General features: G+C 75.5%; 13 protein-coding genes. 2 read left to right on the forward strand and 11 right to left on the reverse strand.

Features of this window, described 5'->3' with window-relative positions; translation table 11 throughout:
- Positions 1–94: 94 nt before the first annotated feature.
- From ACZ5OX_RS15260 to ACZ5OX_RS15270, 3 genes are all read right to left on the reverse strand, one after another.
- Positions 95–2,938: an FtsX-like permease family protein gene (locus ACZ5OX_RS15260; protein ID WP_465630277.1), complete on the reverse strand. Its 2,844-nt coding sequence runs from the start codon at positions 2,936–2,938 to the stop codon at positions 95–97.
- A complete protein-coding gene (locus tag ACZ5OX_RS15265) occupies positions 2,935–3,699 on the reverse strand; it encodes an ABC transporter ATP-binding protein (RefSeq protein WP_465630278.1) in 765 nt (254 codons plus the stop codon). The genes ACZ5OX_RS15260 and ACZ5OX_RS15265 overlap by 4 nt, the downstream gene beginning before the upstream one ends.
- Before the next feature lie 70 nt (positions 3,700–3,769).
- Complete coding sequence (locus ACZ5OX_RS15270) at positions 3,770–4,396, reverse strand: PadR family transcriptional regulator (RefSeq protein ID WP_449790045.1); 627 nt, start codon at positions 4,394–4,396, stop codon at positions 3,770–3,772.
- Between the two features lie 79 nt (positions 4,397–4,475).
- Between ACZ5OX_RS15270 and ACZ5OX_RS15275 the strand changes: the two genes are divergently transcribed.
- On the forward strand, positions 4,476–5,447 hold the full coding sequence (locus tag ACZ5OX_RS15275) for an endonuclease/exonuclease/phosphatase family protein (RefSeq protein WP_465630279.1): 972 nt from the start codon (positions 4,476–4,478) through the stop codon (positions 5,445–5,447).
- A 15-nt stretch (positions 5,448–5,462) separates the two neighbouring features.
- On the opposite strand, the gene ACZ5OX_RS15280 is transcribed toward ACZ5OX_RS15275, so the two are convergent.
- The 4 genes from ACZ5OX_RS15280 to ACZ5OX_RS15295 all read right to left on the reverse strand — a co-directional run bounded on the left by ACZ5OX_RS15280 (position 5,463) and on the right by ACZ5OX_RS15295 (position 14,055).
- Positions 5,463–6,677: a PP2C family protein-serine/threonine phosphatase gene (locus tag ACZ5OX_RS15280; protein ID WP_465630280.1), complete on the reverse strand. Its 1,215-nt coding sequence runs from the start codon at positions 6,675–6,677 to the stop codon at positions 5,463–5,465.
- A 191-nt stretch (positions 6,678–6,868) separates the two neighbouring features.
- Positions 6,869–10,144, reverse strand: coding sequence for a UvrD-helicase domain-containing protein (locus ACZ5OX_RS15285; protein WP_465630281.1), 3,276 nt, complete (start codon positions 10,142–10,144; stop codon positions 6,869–6,871).
- A 114-nt stretch (positions 10,145–10,258) separates the two neighbouring features.
- Positions 10,259–13,657: an ATP-dependent helicase gene (locus ACZ5OX_RS15290; protein ID WP_465630282.1), complete on the reverse strand. Its 3,399-nt coding sequence runs from the start codon at positions 13,655–13,657 to the stop codon at positions 10,259–10,261.
- Positions 13,658–13,701: 44 nt separating this feature from the next.
- The gene (locus ACZ5OX_RS15295) at positions 13,702–14,055 is read right to left on the reverse strand and encodes an MGMT family protein (protein ID WP_465630283.1); all 354 of its coding nucleotides are present in this window, start codon (positions 14,053–14,055) and stop codon (positions 13,702–13,704) included.
- A gap of 136 nt (positions 14,056–14,191) precedes the next feature.
- On the opposite strand from ACZ5OX_RS15295, the gene ACZ5OX_RS15300 reads away from it, so the two are divergent.
- Positions 14,192–16,948 (forward strand): flippase-like domain-containing protein, encoded by a 2,757-nt coding sequence (locus ACZ5OX_RS15300; protein ID WP_465630284.1) that lies wholly within the window; start codon positions 14,192–14,194, stop codon positions 16,946–16,948.
- Positions 16,949–17,006: 58 nt separating this feature from the next.
- On the opposite strand, the gene moeZ is transcribed toward ACZ5OX_RS15300, so the two are convergent.
- From moeZ to ACZ5OX_RS15320, 4 genes are all read right to left on the reverse strand, one after another.
- Positions 17,007–18,185 (reverse strand): adenylyltransferase/sulfurtransferase MoeZ, encoded by a 1,179-nt coding sequence (moeZ, locus tag ACZ5OX_RS15305; protein WP_449790052.1) that lies wholly within the window; start codon positions 18,183–18,185, stop codon positions 17,007–17,009.
- A gap of 228 nt (positions 18,186–18,413) precedes the next feature.
- On the reverse strand, positions 18,414–19,403 hold the full coding sequence (locus ACZ5OX_RS15310) for an NAD-dependent epimerase/dehydratase family protein (RefSeq protein ID WP_392873474.1): 990 nt from the start codon (positions 19,401–19,403) through the stop codon (positions 18,414–18,416).
- A gap of 175 nt (positions 19,404–19,578) precedes the next feature.
- Entirely contained in the window at positions 19,579–20,634 is a 1,056-nt protein-coding gene (locus ACZ5OX_RS15315; protein WP_465630285.1) for a hypothetical protein, read from the reverse strand.
- Positions 20,634–22,274 (reverse strand): DUF3492 domain-containing protein, encoded by a 1,641-nt coding sequence (locus tag ACZ5OX_RS15320; RefSeq protein ID WP_465630286.1) that lies wholly within the window; start codon positions 22,272–22,274, stop codon positions 20,634–20,636. The genes ACZ5OX_RS15315 and ACZ5OX_RS15320 overlap by 1 nt, the downstream gene beginning before the upstream one ends.
- Positions 22,275–22,785: the final 511 nt, after the last annotated feature.

Genomic DNA, 22,785 nt, shown 5'->3' on the forward strand with positions numbered 1-22,785 from the left:
GAACCTCCGCCACCCCCGAACCGCCGTCACCCCCGCCGCGGCGGTGCCGTGGACGGGGGTGAAGGGAGCGGGCGCGGGCTCGCGCCCCGGGGGCTCAGCCGGAGCGGCGCAGCAGGGTGATCCGCGAGCGGGTCATCAGGGCCGCGAGCGCGGCGGCGATCACCGGCAGCAGCAGCACGGTGGCGGCGATGGTGGGCCACGGGAAGACCAGGGCCGCCTTGTTGGCGAGCTCCTCGGGGCTCATCCCCGGGTAGTTGCTCGCCGCGGCCTCGACCTTGCGCAGCGCCACGCCGGGCACCACGCCGCAGACCACGCCGAGCAGGGTGCCCATGGCGGCGATCACCCCGCACTGGAAGCCGGAGAGCGAGCGCCGGATGCGGGGCTCGGCGCCGACGGCGGCGAGGGTGGTCAGGTCGCGCTGGGAGTCGGCGGCGGCCAGTCCGGTGGCGATGCCGGCCGCGCCGAGGGCGACGACGGCCGCGAAGATGTTCAGCCCGAACTGGATCAGTCCGGCCGGGGACTCGTAGCCGCGTTCGATCTTGAGCACGTTGTGGTCGTTGAACTTGGCCAGCGCGCCTTCGGCCTTCTGCTGGGCGCCGTCCGTGGGCATGGCGGCGGGCAGCCAGACCGAGCCGCCCGGTCGGGTGCTGAGGCCGAGTCGGGTGACGACGTCCTGACCGACCACGACCTGGGCCGGGGCGGCCGGCGAGGAGGGGGCGAGGACGGCGTCCAGGGCGACCTCGGTGTGGGTGGGCCTGCTCGCGCGGCTCCCGTCGTTCGTGGTGGGGTTCGGACCGGTGATCCGGACGATCGTCTTGCCGTCCTTGACGAAGCGGGCGTCGAAGACGACGGCCTTGCCGCCCGCGAGGGCCTTGCCGGCGGCCGGGTCGGTGATCCCGTAGAGGTTGCGCAGCAGGGTGGCGTCACCGACCGTGACCGGGCCGTACGGGGTGCTCCCGTGCTGGTCGGACCGGCAGCGCTTGTCGTCGCGGAGGATCCGCTCGCGCTCGGCGTCGGCGAGGGTCTCCTCCGAGTCCATGAGCGGGCAGCGGTCCTCCTTGGGCAGCTCGACGCTGACGTAGCCGCAGTAGCTGCCGGAGCCGCAGTCGGCCTTGGCTTCGACGCGCTGGACGTCGGCGCGCGGGCCGAGGTCGGGGATGCTGCGTTCGACGGCCTCGCGCATCTGCGGCAGCAGCTTTTCGTCGGACAGCCAGCCGCTGCCGAGGATGACCGCTCCGGACGGGCCGGAGGCGACGTACTCGCGCCGGTACTGCTCCTCGAAGCTGGCCATGTAGACGCTGACGGCGACGGAGCCGGCGACGGCGGCCATCACGGCGGCGACGGCGGGCGCGGTGCGGCCGCGGTGGCGCACGGAGTCGCGCAGGGCGAGCCGGGGGCCGAGCGTGAGCCAGCGGCCGAGCCGGCCGAACAGGCCGACGAGGTAGGGCACGAGGGCGACCATGCCGAGTTCGGCGATGGCCGAGCCGCCGAGGACGGCGAAGCTGCGGTTGCCGATGCCGCCGGTGGCGCCGAACAGGGCGAGGGCCGAGCCGCCGGCGAGCATCAGCAGGCCGAAGACGGCGAGCTTGGGGCTCGGCGGCTTGAGGGTGTCGCGGCCGGTGAGCGCGGCGACGACGTCCTGCCGGGAGGCCTGGACGGCGGGCACGACGGCGGCCAGCAGGCCGGTGACGAGTCCGACGAGGAGGATGCCGAGCAGGTCGAGCGGCGGCAGGGCGAAGTGGGCGAAGCGCCGGCCGGAGCGCTCCTCGGCGGTGGTCTGCAGCAGGGCGACCAGGCCGATGCCGAGGCCGAGGCCGATCACGGCGCCGGTGATGCCGAGGACGATGCCGCCGCCGAGCACGACCGCGCGGACGTTGGCGCGTTCACCGCCGGCGGCGGCGAGCAGTCCGAGCTGGCGCCGGGAGCGCCGGGCGCCGACGGCGAAGGCGGGGCCCGCGAGGAGGACGATCTCCAGCAGGGCCATGCCGGCGACGGTGGCGAGGATGACGACGTCGGTCCGGTTGAAGTAGCTGGTGCCGCCGCCGTACTGCTTCTGCTGGACGAAGTACGGGACGTCGCCGCGGGCCGGCGGGTCGATCAGGACGGCGCGCGAGGTGACCTGGAAGCCGTACTCGTTGAGCTCCTTGACCTTCTGCCAGTCGACGGTGGCGCCGGCCGGGAGTTTGACCAGCCAGCGGGTGGGGTCTCCCTTGCCGGGGTCGTCGGGGTCCTCGGGGAGCTTGTGGAGCACGGTGCCGGGGCGGGCGGTGACTTCGGTGGCCCGCAGTTCGCCGGGGTACTCGTAGACGCCGGTGATGGTGAAGGGGCTGGACTCCAGGCCGCGGACGGCGGTCCTGTCCCCGATCTTGAGTCCGGAGCGCTTGAGGAAGTCCTGGGTGACGGCGACCTCGGTGTCGGCGGTGGGGGCGCGGCCGTCGAGCAGGTCGATCCGGCCCCGCCAGACCGGGTCGGCGAGGTCGGCCTCGCTGACCCGGGTGCTGAGCAGGCCCTCGCGGCTGCTCGCCGCGGTGTACGGGCCGCTGAGCTCGGGCACCAGGGTGGCGCCCGGGATCAACTGGCGGGCCAGTTCGGCGGGAGCGGTGTCGAGGGCGCGCCGCTGCGCGGGGGTGTACGTGGGGGCCGCGCCGCCCTTGGCGTCGTCCTTGGGGTCCTTGATCGTGAAGCCCTGCTCGGGGTCGGGGGCCTGCTGGATGGAGGAGCCTCGTTCGACCATGTGCACTTCGGCGGCAGCCTGGCCCATGACCCGCACGGCGTGTTCGACGGGTGTGGGTTCGGCGCTGCGGAAGACCACGTCGGCGCCGGTGACGCCGAGGACGGGCAGGGCGACCATGGCGATGACGAGGGCGCTGCGGCCCTTGGCGCGCAGGGCGTCGCGGCGGGCTATGCGCAGGGCCACCCGCCAGGCGCTGAGCTTCACTCGTCCACCTTCAGGCTGTTGCCGGCGGCGCTGACGAGCAGGCTGGCGGCGTCCTGGCTGGTGGACTCGTCGACCATCCGGCCGTCGCGCAGGAAGACGACGCGGTCGGCCCAGGCGGCGTGCCGGGCCTCGTGGGTGACCATCATCGCGGCGGCGCCGGCGTCGCAGCGGGCGCGCAGGACGGCGAGGACGGCTTCGCCGGTGGTGGAGTCGAGGGCGCCGGTGGGTTCGTCGGCGAGGACGAGGCGGCGGTCGCCGATCAGGGCGCGGGCGATGGCGACGCGCTGCTGCTGGCCGCCGGACATGTCGTCGGGGAAGCGGTCGGCGAGTTCGGGGATGCCGAGTTCCTCCAGGGCGGCGATGGCCTCGCGGCGGGCGGCGCGGGCGGACAGCCCGTCGAGTTCGCGCGGCAGCGAGATGTTCTCGGCGGCGGTGAGCGCCGGGATCAGGTTGTAGTCCTGGAAGACGTAGCCGACGGAGCGGCGGCGGACCTGGGCGAGCTTCTTGCGGTTGAGTTCGCCCAGAACGACGCCCTCGACGAGGACCCGGCCGTTGCTGGGGGTGTCCAGGCCGCCGGCCAGGGTGAGCAGGGTCGACTTGCCGGAGCCGGAGGGGCCCATGACGGCGACGAACTCGCCGGGGTGGACCTTGAGGTCGACGCCGCGCAGGGCCTGGACCTCGGCGGCGCCCTGGCCGTGGACGCGGGTGACGTTCTCCAGGTGGAGCACCGGCGTCTGCCGGGCCTCTTCGGTGTGGGACATGAATTCCCCCCTTGTGCTGGGTGTGCGCTCGGAGTCGGGTCCGAGCCTGGTGGTTCGGGTACCGCGGGGATCAGGTGCGCAGGCGGCGGCCGCGCCTGGCGGGCGCGGCACCGTCGGCGGCCGCCTCGGCGGTGCGGGTCTGCAGGAGTTCGGCCTGCTGGGCGAGCCGGGTCTCGCAGTGGTCGAGCCAGCGGATCTCCGCTTCGGTCTGGAAGATGAGCTGGTCGAGGACGAGCAGCCAGGCCAGGTCGTTGCTGGCGGAGGGCACCGCGCCGGGGCGCGTCTCGCCCGCGAGGGCGCGGCCCTTGAGCCGGGTGTAGTCCTGGAGCGCCTTGATGCTGTGTCGGCGCTGGCCCTGGACGACGGCGGAGACGTCCACCCCGGGGACGGTCACCGCCATGGCGAGCTTGATCGCCAGTTCGTCGCGCGGCGGGTTGGTCCTGGGCACCGGGGTGTCGAACCAGGTGCGCAGTTCCTCCCGGCCGGCGTCGGTGGCGGCGTAGAACTGGTGGCCCTCGTCGTCCTCCCCCGCGGGCTCGACCAGTCCGTCGCGTTCCAGCCGCGACAGCGTGGTGTAGACCTGTCCGACGTTGAGCGGCCAGGTGGCGCCGGTGCGCGCCTCGAACTCGGTGCGCAGCTGGTAGCCGTAGCGCGGGCCCTGGTCGAGCAGGGCGAGCAGACCGTGACGAATGGACATACCGAGTATGTATACCCGGTATGCCCCGACGCCTCAAGCCGGGCCCGACCGCCCCGGGGAGCGGGTACCGTCGTGCGGTGTGAGCCAGTTGCGCATCGCCACCTTCAATCTCCTGCACGGCCAGCCGCTCGCCCCGGACGGCGGCCCGCGGCCCTACCCGTCCGACGCCGGCGGGCCGTTGGCCGAGGCGGTGGCCGCGCTGGACGCCGACGTGCTGGCCCTCCAGGAGGTGGACCGGCACCAGGCGCGCTCCGGCGGCACCGACCAGGCGGCGGTGGCGGCCGCGGCGATGGGCGCCAAGGACTGGCGCTTCGCCGCCGCGCTGCACGGCCGCCCGGCGCCGGTGGCGGGCTGGGTCAGGGAGCCGTCCGAGCCGGGCGCCCTGCGGGTGTACGGGCCGGACGAGACGGGCGACGGCGCCCCGCCCTCCTACGGGACGGCGCTGCTGACGAGGCTTCCGGTGCGGCACTGGCGGGCCCGGCGGTTCGCCCCGGCGCCGTTCGGGCTGCCGCTGCGGGTGGCCGGGCGGCGCGGCCTGACCCCGGTGCCGGACGAGCCCCGGGCGGCGCTGGCGGCCGTCCTGGAGGGCGAGCGCGGGCCGTTCACCGTGGTGGCGGCGCACCTGTCGTTCGTCCCCGGCTGGAACATGGCACAACTGGCCGGCATCCGGCGCTGGATCGCCGACCTGCCCCGGCCGTACCTGGTGCTGGGCGACTTCAACCTGGTCGGCGCGGTGCCGCGCACGGTGCTCGGCGGGGCGACGGCGCTGGAGCGCACCGCGCCGCGGGCCCGGGTGCGGGAGCTGCGGGCGGCCCGGCGGGCCCGGCCCTCGCTGGCCGAGCCGCGCCGGCGCCGGGTGCGTGAGCCGCGGCCGCGCCTGCAGGGCTGGTACGACCTGGCGCGTACGCCGACCTACCCCTCGCACCGGCCGGCGGTGCAGTTCGACCACGTGCTGGCGATCGGGGTGCCGCGCGCGGCGGTCGGCCCGGTGGCGGCGCCGCGGGCGGCGGTGTCGGACCACCGCCCGCTGCTGGTCGAGGTGTCGCTGTAGGACGGGGCCGGCGCCCTACTGGGGCGTCAGGATTCCGCTCTGCTGGGGGAGTTGGACGGCGGTGGCGGCGGCCCTGGGCACCGCCGGCCCGAGCGCGGGCGGGGGGTCGAACTGGAGCAGCAGCATGGCCGCGTCGTCGCCGAGCTGGCGCCCGACGTGGCGCACCACGTCCTCGTGCAGGCGCCGCAGGACGTCGGCCGGGCGGCCGTCGGCGCAGCGCGGGAAGCGTTCGGCGAGCGGGTAGAAGACGCCCGCGCGGTCGCGGGCCTCGATCACCCCGTCGGTGAACAGCAGCACCCGGTCGTCGCCCTGGAGCGGCAGCCGGTGCACCGGTGGGCGGACGTCGGCCGGGTCGAGGACGCCCAGGGGCGGTACGGTCTCGGCGAGTTCGAGCGCGCTGACCTCGCCGCCGCGCAGCAGCAGCGGGGCGGGGTGGCCGCAGTTGACGATCTCCGCGGCGCCGTCGGGCCCGACGCCGATCAGCACCAGGGTGACGAACTCCTCCTCCACGCCCGGGTGGTCGTTCTCGTGCAGGGCGCGGTCGAGGCTGACGGCCAGCCAGCCGGCCACCCGGTCCAGGGCGGCCTCCTGGTGGGCGGCCTCGCGGAAGGCGCCGAGCACGGCGGCGGCCGTCTCCACCGCGCCGAGGCCCTTGCCGCGGACGTCACCGACCACGGCTCGCACCCCGTGCCGGGTGTTGACCACCTCATAGAGGTCGCCGCCGATCCGGGCGTGCGCGGCGGCGGCCTCGTAGTGGACGGCGGCCCGGACGGTGCCGACCCGCTCGGGGACGGGCCGCAGCAGCACCCGGCGGGCGATCGAGGCGACCAGCTGGGCGTCGGCGAGCGCCTGCTCCTGGCGCAGCCTCAGGGTGGCGCTGACCCAGCCGATCGCGGCGACGAGCAGGATCGCGAAGACGCTGGCGGCGTGCACGGACTCGCCGAGCGTGTCGCTGCGGAAGGCCATCAGGAAGGCCGCCGCCTCGGTGCCCAGACCGATGGCGAGCGGGTACCAGGTTCGGCGGCTGACCACGGCGGCCAGCGCGGGCACGGCGGTGAGGGCCGGTTCGACCGTCACCTCGGTGCCGCTGAGGTAGTCGAGGGCGACGATCAGCACCATGCCGATGAACGGCAGCGACAGCGCCGTCCTCGGCCAGGTGCCGGTCGCGCCCGGAGCGGGCCCCGGTGTCGGCCCGGTGAACCGCTCTCTGATCCATCCGGTCGCGCTCAACTTCGGTCTCTCCAGCAGAAGACGCCGATGCCCGGGGGCACCTGCGGTGATGACTGAGGGTCAGGGAATGCGGGCCTCGCTGGCGGCCGGAGCACGGGGGTTGACCGGTTACCGACCCCACAATAGGCGCGAAACGTGCACGACGCACAGGTTTCGGGCACTGGCGTGATGACTTGGATGCTCTGCGTGACTCAATAGTCACTGTTCCCGATCAGGAGCCGTTCCAACTCTTTTCGGCCGGGAAGTCCTGTCGGACGGACGATCCGGCCGCTGCGGACGTACAGGAACGAAGCCGTGACCTGCTCGGGATCGACGCCCGCGTGCTCGGCCCAGGCCAGCCGGTAGACCGCGAGCTGCAACGGGTCGGCGGTCTCCTCCCGGTGGGTCTTCCAGTCCACCACTTCGTAGCGTGACGCACCACCGGATTCCGACAACCCGTCATCTTCCCGGTAGACAGCGTCGATCCGGCCCCGCACCACCCGGCCCGCCAGCACCAGCTGGAACGGCGCCTCCACCCGGTGGGGCTTGCGCTGCGCGTACGGGGTGCGCAGGAACGCCTCCTTGAGCCGCTCCAGGTCCTGCTCGTCCTCGATGCCGTCGTCGTCGGCTCCGGGCAGCGCGCCTGGCTCGACCAGCAGCAGCGGCTCGATCCGGGACTGCACCCAGGCGTGGAAGCGGGTGCCGCGCCGGGCCGCCGGCTGCGGCGGGCGCGGCATCGGGCGGGCCAGCTCGCGGGCGAAACCGTCCGGGTCGGCGGCCAGGCGCAGCAGCTGGGTGGCGGACAGCGCGGCGGGCAGCGGCACGTCCCGGGCGGTGCGCCGGGAGCGCTCCAACTCGCCCAGCAGCGCGGTCAGATCGCGGTCCCAGGAGGCGACCTGGCGCTGGTCCTCGGGGGCCATCTCCTCCGGCCCGCCCTGCGCCCGGCCCGAGGGCCCGGAGGCGGACGGGCGAGTCACCGCCCCGGCCACGCGCGAGCGCACCACCTCGGCGACGCGGCGGCGGGCGTGCTGGGCGGCCGGGTCCAGCGGCAGCGGCCAGGGGTGTTCGACGGGGGCGGCGAGTGCCGGGTTCTCGGCGCCCTTCTCCGGCTGCTCGGCCCAGTGCTCGACCTCGCCGGCGCCGGGCCGCTCGCAGTGCTCGCGCAGCTGCTCCAGGAAGGCGGACGGGCCGCGGACGGTCTTCTGGCTCGGCCCCCACCAGTGCCCGGAGGCCAGCAGCAGCGACCTGGGCCGGGTGAACGCCACGTAGCCCAGGCGCAGTTCCTCGACGGCGGAGTGCTCGGCGAGCTCCTTGCGGAACGCCGTCATCGACTTCCCGTTCCAGCCGCCGCGCACGTCGGGCAGGGTTTCGGCGTCGCCGCGCAGGGCGTGCGGGAGCACCCGCTTGGTGCTCGTCCAGCGTTCGCGCGGGCTCGATGACGGGAATGCGCCCCGTACCAGGCCGGGGACGGCGACCACGTCCCACTCCAGGCCCTTGGACTTGTGGGCGGTGAGCACCTTCACGGTGTCCTCGCCGCCGGGCAGGCTGCTGTCCAGGCCGCGCTCGTACTCCTGGGCGGCGCGCAGGAAACCGAGGAAGGCGGCGAGGCCCGGGTCGCCGTCGAGGTCGGCGAAGGAGGCGGCGACGTCCAGGAAGGCGTGCAGGGTCTCCCGCCGCCGGGCGGCCAGGGCCTGCGGGGAGGCGGCGAGTTCGACCTCCAGTCCGGTGACGGACAGCACCCGGTGCAGCACGTCCATCAGCGGGTCGGCGAGCGAGCGGCGCAGGTCGCGCAGCTCGGCGGCGAGCCGGGCGAAGCGCACCCGTGCCTCGGCGGAGAACGGCAGCTCGTCGGTCTTCCCCTGCTCACCGGACGGGGCTTCGAGGAAGGTCTCCACCGCGTCGGCCAGCGAGACCACCTCGGTCGGGTCGGCCTCGGCGACGGCGGCGGCCAGCGCCTCGACGCCCTCGGGCCGGTCGGTGCGCACCAGGTCGGCGGCCCGGCGGCCGAGCAGCGCGAGGTCGCGCGGGCCGATCCGCCAGCGCGGGCCGATCAGCAGGCGCACCAGCGCGGCGTTGGCGGTCGGGTCCTGCAGCACCTCGCAGACCGCGACCAGGTCGGCCACCTCGGGCAGCTGCAGCAGCCCGCCGAGGCCGACCACCTCGACCGGCACCTCCCGGGCGACCAGCGCGGCGTGGATGTCCGGGAAGGCCGCGCCGCCGCGGCACAGCACGGCGATCCGGCCGGGCGCGGTGCCGGTGCGCACCAGGTGGGCGACCGAGTCGGCCAGCCAGTCGATCTCCTCGGCGTGGGTGGGCAGCAGCGCCGCGCGCACGAAGCCGTCCTGCTCGGCGCCGGGGGCGGGGCGCAGCGCCTCGACGCCCTCGTGCATCTCCCGCAGCGGGGCGGCGAGTTCGTTGGCGAAGGCGAGCAGCCGGCCGCCGCTGCGGCGGTTCTCGCTGAGCGCGTAGCGGTCGGCGGGGCGGCCGTCGGCCTTCGGGAAGTGCCGGGGGAACTCGTCGAGGTTGGCCACCGAGGCGCCGCGCCAGCCGTAGATCGCCTGGCAGGGGTCGCCGACGGCGGTCACCGGGTGGCCGCTGCCGCCGCCCGTGGGGGAGGTGGCGGGGCCGGCGCCGAACAGGCCGGCGAGCATCAGCCGCTGGGCGACGGAGGTGTCCTGGTACTCGTCCAGCAGCACCACCTTGAACTGGCCGCGCAGCAGCTCGCCGACCTCGGGGCGCTGCTGGGCGAGGCGGGCGGCGGCGGCGATCTGGTCGCCGAAGTCCATCAGCCCGGCGGAGCGCTTGCGGCGCCGGTAGTCCTCGACCAGGCGCAGCAGCTCCAGCCGGGCCCGGGCGGTGGCCGGGACGGCCCGCAGGTCGTCGTTGGTCAGTTTGACGGTGGCGAGGGTGTCCAGCAGACCCTCGTCGTACTCGCGCAGGGTCTGCGGTTCGACCAGGTGCTCGGCGAGTTCGCCGTCCAGTGCGGTGAGGTCGGCGACCAGGTTGGCGAAGGTGCCGGTGAGCGCGGGGAAGGGGCCGCGGGCGGTGCGCAGCACCTTGGCGGCGAGCTGGAAGCGGGTGGCGTCGGCGAGCAGCCGGACGTCCGGTTCGACGCCGATCCGCAGGCCGTGCTCCTTGAGCAGGCGGCCGGCGAAGGCGTGGTAGGTGGAGATCTCCGGGTCCCCGAGCGGCTCGGCGGCGTCCCGGTCGGCGACGCCTGCGCGCAGCAGCGAGGCGCGGACCCGTTCGGAGAGTTCGGCGGCGGCCTTGTTGGTGAAGGTGAGGCCGAGCACCTCCTCGGGCCGTACGGCGCCGGAGCCGACCAGCCAGACCACCCGGGCGGCCATCACCGTGGTCTTGCCGGAGCCGGCGCCGGCCACGATCACGGCCGGTTCGAGGGGGGCCGCGATGGCCGCCATCTGCTCCCGGTTGAACGGGATCCCCAGCAGCTCCTTGAGCTGGTCGGGATGGCTGAGCACGGCGGTCACCCCGCAACCGTAACCGGAGCGACGGACAAGCTTCGCCTCGCCGGTGCCCGGGTGCGCTGTCCGACCGGCGGTGTCGCCGCTGCCCGACCGGCGGTGTCGACGGTCCCCGACCGGCTACTCGACCAGCTGGGTGCCGTCGCGCTGGGCGGAGCAGCTGCGGCGGAAGGCGCAGCGGTCGCAGCCGCCGCCGGTCTGCGGGACGAAGCGCTCGGCGAGGACCTTCCCGGCGGCCTCGGCAAGCAGGTTCTCGATCCAGGGCTCGCCCTGGGGCGGCTCCTGGCGCTGCACCTTGGGGGTGTCCCGGGCGGCCTTGGCGGCGGGCTCGCGCAGGTGGACGAGTTCGGCGCCGCCGGTGTCGGGCGGGTGCGCGGTGAAGCCGGGCAGCTCGTTCAGGGCGCCGGCCCGGACGGCGAGCTGGTAGACGGCGAGCTGCTTGTGCTCGGGCAGCGACTTGTCGGTGGGTATCTGCTTGCCGGTCTTGAAGTCGACGACGTAGGCGCGTCCGGCCGCGTCCTTCTCGACCCGGTCCATCGAGCCGCGGATGCGCACCGCGACGCCGCCGACGTCGAGGGTGACGTCGAAGCCGTGCTCGGTGGCGACGAGGTCGCGGCCGCGTTCCAGGACGTGCCAGTTGAGGAAGCGCTCCAGGGCGGCGCGGGCCTCGGTCTTCTCCTGCTGGGACTTCCAGGGCGCGTCGAAGGCCAGGGCGTCCCAGACGGTGTCCAGCCGTTCCATGAGCACGGCGAGGTCGGCGGGGGTGCGGCCGGAGCCGACCTCGTCGGCGAGGGCGTGCACCACGTTGCCGAAGCCCTGGGCGGCCGAGCCCGCGCCGCGTGCCTTGACCTCCTTGTCCAGGAACCACTGCAGGGAGCAGCTCTCCAGCTGTTCCAGTCCGCTGCCGGACAGCCGGACGGGCGCGTCGGCGCTGCGCAGCGGTTCGGGCGCGGAGGTCGGGTCGTCCAGGCCCCACCAGCGTTCGGGGTGGGCGGCGGGCACCAGCGGCAGCCCTTCCTCGTCGGTGGCGGCGGCGAGGGTGGCGAGCCGTTCGGCGGCGGCGCGGCGCAGTTCGGGCGAGCGGGCGGGGTCGACGGTGACGGCGCGCAGTTCGGCGACGAGGGCGGCGACGGACAGCGGGCGGCGGGGGCGGTGGGTGACGTCCTCGACGGTGACCGGCGGGGTGCGGCGCACCACCCTGCCGGTCCTGGGGTCGATGTCCTCGCGGTAGAGCTCGCGCAGGAAGCGGGAGGGCTCGTCGCCGTCGTCGGCGGGGGCCTTGACAGCGGTGACGATCAGCCGTTCCCTGGCGCGGGTCGCGGCGACGTAGAAGAGGCGGCGCTCCTCGCCGAGCAGGGCGCCCGGGGAGAGCGGTTCGGCGAGGCCGTCGCGGCCGATCCGGTCGGCCTCCAGCAGGGAGCCGCGGCGGCGCAGGTCGGGCCAGAGGCCGTCCTGGACGCCGGCGACGACGACCAGGCGCCACTCCAGGCCCTTGGAGCGGTGGGCGGTCATCAGCCGTACGGCCTCGGGGCGCACGGCCCGGACGGTGAGGGTGTCGGCGGCGATGTCCTGGGCTTCGAGTTCGGCGAGCAGGTCCAGGGCGCTGCGGTGGCCGGTGACCTGTTCCTCGGCGCGGGCGGCGGTCTCGAACAGGGCGCACAGCGCGTCCAGGTCGCGGTCGGCGTTGCGGCCGGCCGCGCCGCCGCGCAGGGCGGCGCGTTCCAGGCGCTCGCGCCAGCGGCGGCTGCCGTCCCACAGTTCCCACAGGGCCTCCTCGGCGGTGCAGCCGCCGGCCAGCTGTTCGCGGACCTTGCGCAGCAGGGTGCCGAGGTCGCGGGCGCGGCGGGCGTGCGCGGGGTCGAGGGCGACGAGGCGCTCGGGTTCGGCGAGGGCCTCGCGGATCAGCTCGGCGGCCGGGCGCGGGGCGGCGGCGGGGCCGGGGCGGGCCTTGGCGTCGGCGCGCAGCGCGGCGCGTTCCTCCTCGCGCAGGGCGCGGCCGAGGCGGCGCAGGTCGGAGCCGTCGAGGCCGCCGAGCGGGCCGGTGAGCAGGGCGTGTGCCAGTTCGGTGGTGAGCGGGTCGGGGGCGTCGGGGTCGCCCTGCTTGTCCCGGGCGGCCTGCTCGGCGCAGACCCGCAGGGCGAGCAGCAGCTGGGCGACGGCGGGTTCCTCGCGCAGCGGCAGGTCGTCGCCGTCGATCTCCAGCGGGACGCCGGCCGCGCCGAGTGCCCGCCGTACGCCGGGGATGGAGCGGGCGCCGGCCCGGACGAGCACGGCCATCTCGCCCCAGGGGACGCCGTCCTCCAGGTGGGCGCGGCGCAGCAGGTCGGCGATCGAGTCGAGTTCGGCGCCGGGGGTCGGGTAGGTGTAGACCTCGACCCGGCCGCCCTCGCGGGAGGGCAGCAGGGCGCGGTGCTGGGCGAGTTTGTCGGCGGGCAGCCGGCCCATCGGCATCCGGCGGGCGACTTCCCGGGAGGCGGCGAGCAGGACGGCGCCGGAGCGGCGGGAGACCCTGAGCACCTTGACCTCGGCGGGGCTGCCGTCGGCCTGCCGGAAGGTCTGCGGGAAGTCGAGGATGCCGTTGATGTCGGCGCCGCGGAAGGCGTAGATCGACTGGTCCGGGTCGCCGACGGCGACGAGGTCGCGTCCGCCGCCGGCCAGCCGGCGCAGCAGCCGGACCTGGGAGGGGTCGGTGTCCTGGTACTCGTCGACGAAGACGACGTCGTAGCGCCGCCGCAGTTCCTCGCCGACGTCGGGGCGTTCGGCGAGGAGGACGGCGCGGTGGACGAGTTCGGCGTAGTCGAGGACGCCGCGCAGGTCGAGGACGTCGAGGTAGTCGGCCAGGAAGTGCGCGGCGGCGGCCCAGTCGGGGCGCTGGACGCCCTGGGCGAAGCGTTCCAGTTCGGCTTCGCCGAGGCCGAGTTCGCGGCTGCGGGCGAGGACGGCGCGGACCTCGTCGGCGAAGCCGCGGGTGGTGAGGCAGGCCCGCAGGTCCAGCGGCCACCGGATGCGGGAGTTGCCGAGCCTGGCGTCCTCGGCGCCGCCGGCCAGCAGTTCGCGGACCATGACGTCCTGCTCGGGGCCGGAGAGCAGCCGCAGCGGCTCGGCGTAGTCCTGCGGGTCCTGGTGGGCGCGCAGCAGGGCGTAGCAGAAGGAGTGGAAGGTGGTGGCCTGCGGGGCGGCGGCCGAGCCGCCGAGGCGGCCGGTCATCCGGTCGCGCAGTTCCGTGGCGGCCTTGCGGCTGAAGGTGAGGACGAGGATCCGCTCGGGGTCGGTGCCGTTCTCGATCCGCCGGGCGACGGCTTCGACGAGTGTGGTGGTCTTGCCGGTGCCCGGCCCGGCCAGGACGAGCAGCGGCCCGCCGGCGTGCTCGACCACGGCGCGCTGGTAGGCGTCCAGCACGGGTGGGTCGGGCTGGACGAGGGGGCTGCGCACGAGCCGGTAGGGGGAGCTCACGTACTTGGTCCTGGGGTCGGGCGGTGGGGCACGGCGGGGGCGGGCCCGCGGTGGGTCCGCCCGCATCGAGCCTACGATCCTGCCCCGTCAATCCGATCCGTGCGGCGGTTTCAGCGACTTTCCCGGCCGTCCCAGCGGGCCCGTGCGAGGTCGACCCGGGGCGGGTCGGCGAGTTCGCGCAGTGGGGTGCCCTCGTCGCCGTAGTGGGCGAGGGCGCGTTGCTCGTGGCCGGGCAGCAGGCGGCCGTCCGCGCGGATGACCCGCCACCAGGGCACCGAGCCGCCGTACAGGGCCATCACCCGGCCGACCTGTCGGGGGCCGCCCTGGCCGAGGTATTCGGCGACGTCGCCGTAGGTCATCACCCTGCCGGGTGGAATCCGCTCGGTCAGATCGAGCACCAGTTCGACGAAGGGCGGCAGGGCATCCGGAAGGCCTTCGTGTGTTGCGTCCGTCACCTGCGGCATCCTTCCTTACGGGGGCGCACCCGCGGCCCCGCAAGGAAACATGCGCCGCGCCCGATCCGCCCCCTGTCCCGCACGGGACGCCGGGGCATGCCACCATCTTCCGGGGCGGTGAGTGGTGATACGAGGACAAGACCAGATGACCGGGACGGCTGACGTGGGCGTGGACAAGGACTCCGACGAGTCCACCGCCGCCGTGCCGTCGCCGCCCGGGAGCGGGGACGAGGGCCGGCCCGAACCGGGGCCGACGCCGGAAGTCTCCCTGATCAAGGACCGGACGATCAAGACCCCCGCACCAGCGAAGGCCCCCGAACAGCCCGGCCCGCCCCCGGTCGAGACCACCGCGGCCCCGGAGCCGGCGGCCGCGCGGGGCCCGCAGGCCCCCGCCGCCCCGCCCGAGGACCACGAGGCCCTGGACGACGCCCCGCACCTGGACGTCGACGAGCCGCTGCTCGCCGCCCGCGCGCACCGCCCGTCCGACCTGATCCGCTTCCTGGCCGGCGTCCTCGGGATCGTCGCCGTCTTCGTGCTGGCCGGCATCGCCACCTCGACCACCACCGGCATCGAGCAGGACATCGCCTCCAACGCGCCGCACTTCTCCGCGGTGTTCTCCACCATCACCGGCCTGCTCTCCAGCGTCGCGGTGCTCGCCGTGCCACTGGCCTTCGCCGTCGAGCGGCTGATCAAACGCGACGGCCTGCGGGTCGCCGACGGCGTGCTCGCCTCGGTGCTGGCGTACGGCGTCTCGCTCGGCATCGACTGGTGGGTGGCCGAGGGCGCCTCCGAGCACATCAGGGACGCGCTGACCCGGCTGCCGATGGACAGCAACGGCACCCTCACCGACCCGGTGCACGGCTACCTCGCCCCGGTGATCGCCTACATGACCGCCGTCGGCATGTCGAGCAGACCGCGCTGGCGGGTCGCCCTGTGGGTGGTGGTCGTCTTCAGCGGCGTCACCGAGCTGCTCGGCGGCTACACCACCCCGATGTCGCTGCTGCTCACCGTGCTGATCGGCTGGTCCGTCGCCTACGGCACGCTGTACGCGATCGGCTCCCCCAACATCCGGCCCACCGGCCAGCACCTGATGATCGGCCTGCGCAAGGTCGGCTTCACCCCGGCCGGCGCCGTGCGCGCCCCCGACGCCCCCGGCGGCACCCGCCGCTACCACGTCACCCAGCAGGCCGGGCCCCAGCTGGACGTCCACATCATCGACCGCGAGCAGCAGGCCTCCGGCTTCTTCTACCGGGCCTGGCGGCGGCTGCGGCTGCGCTCGGTCGCGGTGCGCCGCAGCCCCCAGTCGCTGCGCCAGGCGCTGGAGCAGGAGGCCCTGATCGCGTACGCGGCGGCCGCCTCGGGCGCCCGCGCGCCGCAGCTGGTCGCCACCTCCGAGCTCGGCCCGGACGCCGCGATCCTGGTGTACGAGAACGTCGAGGGCCGCACCCTGGACGAGCTGGCCGACGAGGAGGTCACCGACCGGGTGATGGCCTCGATCTGGCAGTCGGTGGCCGCCCTGCACGAGCGCCGGATCGCCCACCGCCGGCTCACCGGCGAGTCGCTGCTGGTGGTGGACGAGCGGTCCGGCTGCCTGGTCAACCTCTCCGGCGGCGACATCGCCGCCACCGACCTGACGCTGCGGATCGACGTCGCCCAGCTGCTCACCACCTTCGCGCTGCGGATCGGCCCGGAGCGGGCCGTCGCCACCGCCAACGCGGTGCTCGGCGCCGACCGGGTGGCGCAGGCGCTGCCGCTGCTCCAGCCGGTCGGGATGAGCCGCTCCACCCGGGTCGACCTCGCCAAGCTCACCAAGGAGCGCAAGACCGCCGCCCGGGCCAGGGCGCTGGAGCAGGTCGCGGCCGGCGAGCGCACCCAGCAGCAGGCGGAGGAGGACATCGCGGCGGCTGGCGAGGACCTGCTGAGCCGCATCCGCGGCCAGATCCTCCAGATCGCCCCCGAGGCCCCGATGGCCCCGGCCAAGCTGGAACGGCTGAAGCCGAAGACCCTGATCATGGTCATCGCGCTCACCTTCGCCGCCTACCTGGCGCTGACCACCATCAAGCCGGCCCAGCTGAAGCTCTCCCAGATGAACTGGGCCTGGGCCGCGGCCGCGCTGCTCGCCGCCGCCTTCAGCTACGTGGCCGCCTCGATGAGCCTGACCGGCTTCGTCCCCGAGCGGCTGCCGTTCCGGCGCACCGTCGCCGCCCAGCTGGCCGGCTCCTTCGTCAAGCTGGTCGCCCCCGCCGCGATCGGCGGCATCGCGCTCAACACCCGCTACCTGCAGAAGGCCGGCATCCGCTCCGGCCAGGCGGTCGCCTCGGTCGGCGCCTCCCAGCTGGCGGGTCTGGCCGGGCACCTGCTGCTGCTGTTCAGCTTCGGCCTGATCACCGGCAGCCAGACCAACGGGGACCTCTCCGCCTCCCGCGCGGTGATCATCGGCGTGTTGTCCGCCGCCGTGCTCGCCCTGGTGGTGGCCGCCGTCGCGCCGCTGCGCCGGTTCGTGCTGGGCCGGCTGCGCTCGCTGTTCTTCGGCGTGGTGCCGCGGATGCTCGACCTGATGCAGACGCCCAGCAAGCTGGTCACCGGCTTCGGCGGCATCCTGCTGCTGACCCTCTCCTTCACCGCCTGCCTGGACTTCTCGGTGCAGGCCTTCGGCGGGGACGTCAGCTTCTCGGCCGTCGCGGTGGTCTTCCTGACCGCCAACGCGGCCGGCTCGGCGATCCCCACCCCCGGCGGCATCGGCCCGGTCGAGGTCGCCCTGATCGGCGCCCTGACCGTCGCCGACGTCTCCCCCGCGGTCGCCACCCCGGCGGTCTTCCTCTACCGGGCGCTCACCTTCTGGCTGCCGGTGATCCCCGGCTGGATCGCCTACAACGTGCTCCAGCGCAAGAACGCGCTCTGAGCCGCCCCGGAACACGGGAAAGGGCCCGCCGTCCGGCGGGCCCTTCTCCGTTCCGCTCCTAGTAGACCGGCTTGTGCGGCTCGATCTGGTTCACCCAGCCGAGCACGCCGCCGCCCAGGTGCACGGCGTTGCCGAAGCCGGCGGCCTTCACCACGGCCAGCACCTCGGCCGAGCGCACGCCCGACTTGCAGTGCAGCACGATCTTCCTGTCCTGCGGCAGCTTCTCCAGCGCGTCGCCCATCAGGAACTCGTTCTTCGGGATCAGCACCGCGCCGGGGATGTTGACGATCTCGTACTCGCCGGGCTCGCGGACGTCGATGAGGAAGATGTCCTCCTTGTCGTCCTGCCACTGCTTGAGCTGCTGCGAGGTGATGGTCGAACCGGCGGCGGCGGCCTGCGCCTCCTCCGACACGACGCCGCAGAAGGCCTCGTAGTCGATCAGCTCGGTGACCGTCGGGTTCTCACCGCAGACGGCGCAGTTCGGGTCCTTGCGGACCTTCACCTGGCGGTAGTTCATCTCCAGGGCGTCGTAGATCATCAGCCGGCCGACCAGCGGCTCACCGATGCCGGCCAACAGCTTGATCGCCTCGTTGACCTGGATCGAGCCGATGGACGCGCACAGCACGCCCAGCACGCCGCCCTCGGCGCAGGAGGGGACCATGCCCGGCGGCGGGGCCTCCGGGTAGAGGCAGCGGTAGCACGGGCCGTGCTCGGCCCAGAACACGCTGGCCTGGCCGTCGAAGCGGTAGATCGAACCCCACACGTACGGCTTGCCGAGCAGCACCGCGGCGTCGTTCACCAGGTAGCGGGTGGCGAAGTTGTCGGTGCCGTCCACGATCAGGTCGTAGCCGGAGAAGATCTCCATGACGTTGGAGTTGTCGAGGCGCTCCTCGTGGAGCACCACGTTCACGTACGGGTTGATCTCCTTGACCGAGTCGCGGGCCGACTCCGCCTTGGAACGGCCGACGTCCGACTGGCCGTGGATCACCTGGCGCTGCAGGTTCGACTCGTCGACCACGTCGAACTCGACGATGCCCAGCGTGCCGACACCGGCGGCGGCCAGGTACAGCAGGGCCGGCGAGCCGAGACCGCCGGCGCCGACGCACAGCACCTTGGCGTTCTTCAGCCGCTTCTGCCCCGCCATGCCCACGTCCGGGATGATCAGGTGGCGGGAGTACCGGCGGACCTCGTCGACGGTGAGCTCGTCGGCCGGCTCGACCAGGGGTGGCAACGACACGGGGACTCCGATGGGTCGTGTTCGGGTGGCCAGGGCCAACCTCGGTGCGGGGTTGTCGCTCCGCCACGCGGGTGGCTGTCTAGGCCAACAGTGTCACGCCCCGACACTATTCCGAGACAGCCCGTCCGATGGGCGAGACGGGCCACGTCGGATCGTGGAACCCGCGGCGGGGCCCCGGAAGGCGCCCCGAGCCCGTGGTTGACGGGCTCGGAGCACTGCCCGGCGCGCTCACACCCGACAGGCCGTCTCCAGCCAGACGTCGCCCAGCGACTCCTCCAGCGGCACCTGCGTCCGCCATCCGAGACGGTCCCTGGCGGTGCGCACGTCCGCCTGCCGCCACGGCACCGGCTCGCCCGGCACCGGCCGCCCCTCCGGCCGGTGCCCCTCCGGCCGGTGCCCGGGCAGGTGGTGGCCCGGCAGGTGGTCGCCGCCCGCCCCGACGGCCTGCGCCGGCAGCAGGACCTGCCGGTTCTCCTCGACGATCTGCCCCTCGAAGCCCGAGGCCCGCACCAGCAGCTGGGCCGCGTCCCTGGCCCGGACGGCGTGCCCGCTGCCGATGTTGACCACCCCCGTGGCGGCCGACACCGCGGCCGCCTGGATGGCCCGCGCGACGTCCCGCACGTCCACGAAATCCCGGTATCCGGACAGGTCCGGCATCCGCACCTGGTGCTCGTCCCGCTCCAGCGCCCGCCGCAGGCCCTCGGCCAGCCGCCCGAACAGCGAGGCGGTCGGCGCCCCCGGGCCCACCACGTCGAACACCCGCAGCACCGCCGCGTCCAGCCCGGACGCCAGCACCAGCTCCGTCCCGGCCAGCTTGGACACCCCGTACGGGCCGACCGGCCGCGGCTCGGCCTGCTCGGACACCGGCACCCCGCCGGGCACCGGCCCGTACTCGGCGGCCGAGCCGACGTGCACCAGCCGGGCCGGCTCCCGGCTGCGCCGGATGGCCTCGCAGACGGTCGCGACGGCCAGCGTGTTCGACCGGATCAGGGTGCGCGAGCTGCCGTAGGTGGCGCCCGCGCAGTTGATCACCACCTGCGGCGCGACCGCGTCCAGGAACCGGGCCAGCGCGCCCGGGCTCCCGGTGGTCAGGTCGAAGCGGATGTCGGCCGAGTCGCGCCGGCCGAGCACCGTCACCTGCAACTCCTGGTCCATCAGCAGACGATCGGTGACCCGGCGGCCGATGAAGCCGTCGGCGCCCAGCAGCAGCACCCTCATCGGGGGTGTCCTTCCACGAAGCCAGCTCGGGACGACCTGGCGGACTGAGTTCAACGAACGGGACGAAACCGGGGATCACGCGGTGGATCCCGGAGTGGATCGAAGGAACGGGCGGACGGCCCTCGGCGGCCGTGCCCGGCGGAGACGCTCGCGGACGGCGCTCAGCGGACGGCGCTCAGCGGTGCGAGCCGGCCCGGCCGAGCACCGCCCCGGCGTACGCCAGCAGCGCCACCGCGACGGTGCCGCCGCCGAGCAGCCACGCCTCCGGGGCCGAGCGCCCCAGGGCGAGCGGCCCGAGCACCGCGGCGGCCCCGGCCGACGCCCCCGCCGCGGCGGCCGTCGCCCGGCCGCACCGCGCCAGCAGCACCGGCAGCACCAGCAGCAGGCCCAGCACGCCCTGCGCCGCCCACTGGGCGGAGCCGGCCCGCTCGACCGCCAGGTGCAGCAGCCCGCCGCCGTGGCCCGGTCCGGGGCGCGGCGCGACGACGGCCAGCACGGCCAGCGCGGCGAAGCTCAGCAGCCCGAGCACCGCCAGGTGCAGGGCCAGCGCGACCGGGAGCACCGGCCGCATCCGGGCCCGGAACCCGGCCAGGGTGCCCGCCGCGCCCAGGTGGCCGCGGCCGACCTGCCGGTACCAGCGGGCCGTCCGCTCGGCCGCCCCCACCGACACCGCCGCCGCCACCGCCAGCGCGACGGCCGACGGGCGGTCCCCGCCCGGCGCGGCCGGCGGGAGCAGCAGCAGCAGCGCGGCCAGGCCCAGCCCGTGGCCCAGCGCCGCCGGACGGAGCCGGGCTCCGGGGCGACCGGGCCCGGCGCCCGGCGGGGCCGGCTCGGCCGGGGGCGGCGCGGTCAGCGCGGGCAGCAGCACCAGCGGGACGGCGGCGCACAGCAGCACCGGCCAGCGCGGGCCGAGCGCGGCCGCCCCCGCGCAGGACGGCGCGGCCAGCGCGGCCGCGGTCAGCGCGGCCCTGGCGGCGGCCCCGCCCGTCCGCGGCGGCTCCACCGGCCCGGGCACCGGCGGGCGGCGGGGCACCCGGGCGTACAGCTCCTCGGCCAGCGAGAACAGGTCGGCGTGCCGGCAGCGGGCGGCGGCGTCCCGGCCGAGCCCGGCCTCCTCCAGCCCGGCGGCGATCTCCAGCGGGTCGACGGCGCGCTCGCACAGCTCGCGGTGCTCCGCCATCACCTCGCGCACCGGGTCCGCGCTGCCGCCGAGCAGGGTGGCGCCGGACATCAGACGGCCTCGGCGAGTTCGGCCGACCGCCGCCCGGCCGGCTCCCCCGGGCCGCCGGGGTCCGCGCTCCCGCCCGGCGCGGGGGCCCGCCCGGCGCCGCGCGGGCCGTCGGCCAGCCAGTACTCGGCGGGGCGGGCGAAGGGGCGCGGCACCGGCCCGTCCTCGCCGCCGCCCCCGCCGTCGGGGAAGGCCGGGTACTGCGAGACCAGCTCCAGGTAGATCTCCCGGAAGGCGCCGATCACCGGCTCCACGGCGAAGCGTTCCTGCGCCCGCAGCCGCCCGGCCAGCCCGAGCCGGCCGCGCCGCTCCTCGTCGCGCAGCAGCGCCAGACAGGCACCGGCCAGGGCGCGCGGATCGCGGGCGGGCACCAGCAGCCCGGTCGGCCCGACCACCTCACGGGCCACCCCGACGTCCGTGGAGACCACCGCCCGGCCGCTGAGCATCGCGTCCGCCAGCAGCCGGGGGCTGCGCTGGGACCGTCCCGAGAAGACCGCCACCGTGCCCGACTCCCAGGCCTCGGCGAGCGAGCCGGGCCGGCCGGCGAAGTCCACCGCCGGGGCCGCCCCCAGCCGCTCGGCCAGCGTCGCGCAGTGCGCCCGGCGGCCGGGCGCCGTCTCCTCGCCGTACACCACCAGCCGGGCGCCGGGCAGCTCGGCGCGGACCCGGGCGAAGGCGTGCAGCGCGAGCTCCGGGTCCCGGCCCGGCTCCAGCGCGCCGGCCCACACCAGGGTCGGCGCCGCGGGCTCGGGCCCGGCGGCCGGGCGGTCCACCGCCGGCGTGCCCTCGTACACCACCCGGGTACGGGCCGGGTCGGCGCCGCAGCGGCGCTGCCACTGCTGGTCGTGGGCACTGCCGGGGGTGAGTATCGCGGCCTGCCGGTACGTCTCCTCGGTGAGCGCCCGGAAGAAGGACAGCAGCAGCGCGCGCACCGGCCACCGGTACGGCGCCTCGCGGTGGCGGAGGTACTGCTCGCGCAGGTGCGAGCCGTGCTCGGTGAGCACGAACGGCACCCCGTGCAGGTGCCGGGCCACCAGGGCGGGCAGCGCGGCCGGACCGCCGCCGACCACGTGGCACAGGTCGGCCGCGCCGAGGCCGCCGGGGCCGGTGCCGTACCAGGGCGCGGACAGCGGGCGCAGGCACTGCTCCAGCAGGTCCGCGGCGACCAGCACGTCGCACACCGGCGGCCGCCCGGCCGAGGTGTCCGCGCCGGGCAGCCGCCAGGTCCGTTCCAGCAGCCGGCGGGCGTGCGCGGAGGCCAGGAAGGCGGGCAGCGCGCCGTCCTCCCGGGCGAGCGCCGCCAGCCGGTACAGCCCGGGCCCGAAGCCGGCCCGCTCGGCGGGCAGCACCAGGGCCCGCACCAGTTGTTCGTACGCCCCGGCGTACCGGCGTCTGCGCGGCGCGGACGGGCGGCGCGGGCGCCCCGCCGCCCGTCCGCCCGGCCGGCTCCCCCACGGCGACAGCTCGTACGTGCCGCGCCACACGGGCGACGGCCGCTCAGCGGCGTCCTGGGCCTGCGGACCGGCGAGCAGGTAGCGCTCGAACCCGTGCTCCGGCAGGCCCTCGGCGAGCCGGTCGCACCAGTCCCCGGTACCACGCCGGGAATGCGGACGGGCACCCTCGGTGAGCAGGGCAACGCGCACGGGAGACCTCCGGGGCAGAGCGGATTCGCTGGGCGGGATCACGGACGGATCGACGGATTTCCGGGTGGCCCGGGCAGTGGGCCCGGGGCCCCCGCAGGGTGGCGGGGACGGGTCGGGCCGGGGAGTCCGGTCGGCCCCGGCCGGCGCCGCGGTGCCTCCGTGCGGCCCGCCGGCGGTCCGGTCGCGGACGCGCCGCGTTCCGTTCCCCCGGGTGCCCGCTCGCTCCGGCGGGTCGGGCCCGACCCGCCGGGACCCCTCGGCCGCGGCCGCCCTCCGGTTCCTCCGGCGGCCGCGGGCCCCCACACCTGTTCGGTCCGACAGCAGAAAGGTAGGACCGGCCCAGGCCGATCCATCGGTCACCTGCCTGCCTGCCACCTGATCGAGTGAACTGACGTGACCTCGACCGGAGCCGGGGCGTTACCGGGCGGTATGCGCGGCCGCCCGCGTGGCGCCCGCCCGGGCGCGCGGTCGGACCGCCGCGGCGCGCGCCCGACCCCGGGCGGGTGCCCGG

Source organism: Kitasatospora sp. NPDC032121 (assembly GCF_055580145.1).

What these genes read in the sequence shown, in the direction of transcription:
- ACZ5OX_RS15265 (WP_465630278.1), bottom strand. Translation starts at nt 3,699, where the DNA reads ATGTCCCACACCGAAGAGGCCCGGCAGACGCCGGTGCTCCACCTGGAG.
- ACZ5OX_RS15270 (WP_449790045.1), bottom strand. Translation starts at nt 4,396, where the DNA reads ATGTCCATTCGTCACGGTCTGCTCGCCCTGCTCGACCAGGGCCCGCGC.
- ACZ5OX_RS15290 (WP_465630282.1), bottom strand. Translation starts at nt 13,657, where the DNA reads ATGCGGGCGGACCCACCGCGGGCCCGCCCCCGCCGTGCCCCACCGCCC.
- ACZ5OX_RS15295 (WP_465630283.1), bottom strand. Translation starts at nt 14,055, where the DNA reads ATGCCGCAGGTGACGGACGCAACACACGAAGGCCTTCCGGATGCCCTG.
- ACZ5OX_RS15300 (WP_465630284.1), top strand. Translation starts at nt 14,192, where the DNA reads ATGACCGGGACGGCTGACGTGGGCGTGGACAAGGACTCCGACGAGTCC.
- ACZ5OX_RS15310 (WP_392873474.1), bottom strand. Translation starts at nt 19,403, where the DNA reads ATGAGGGTGCTGCTGCTGGGCGCCGACGGCTTCATCGGCCGCCGGGTC.
- ACZ5OX_RS15315 (WP_465630285.1), bottom strand. Translation starts at nt 20,634, where the DNA reads ATGTCCGGCGCCACCCTGCTCGGCGGCAGCGCGGACCCGGTGCGCGAG.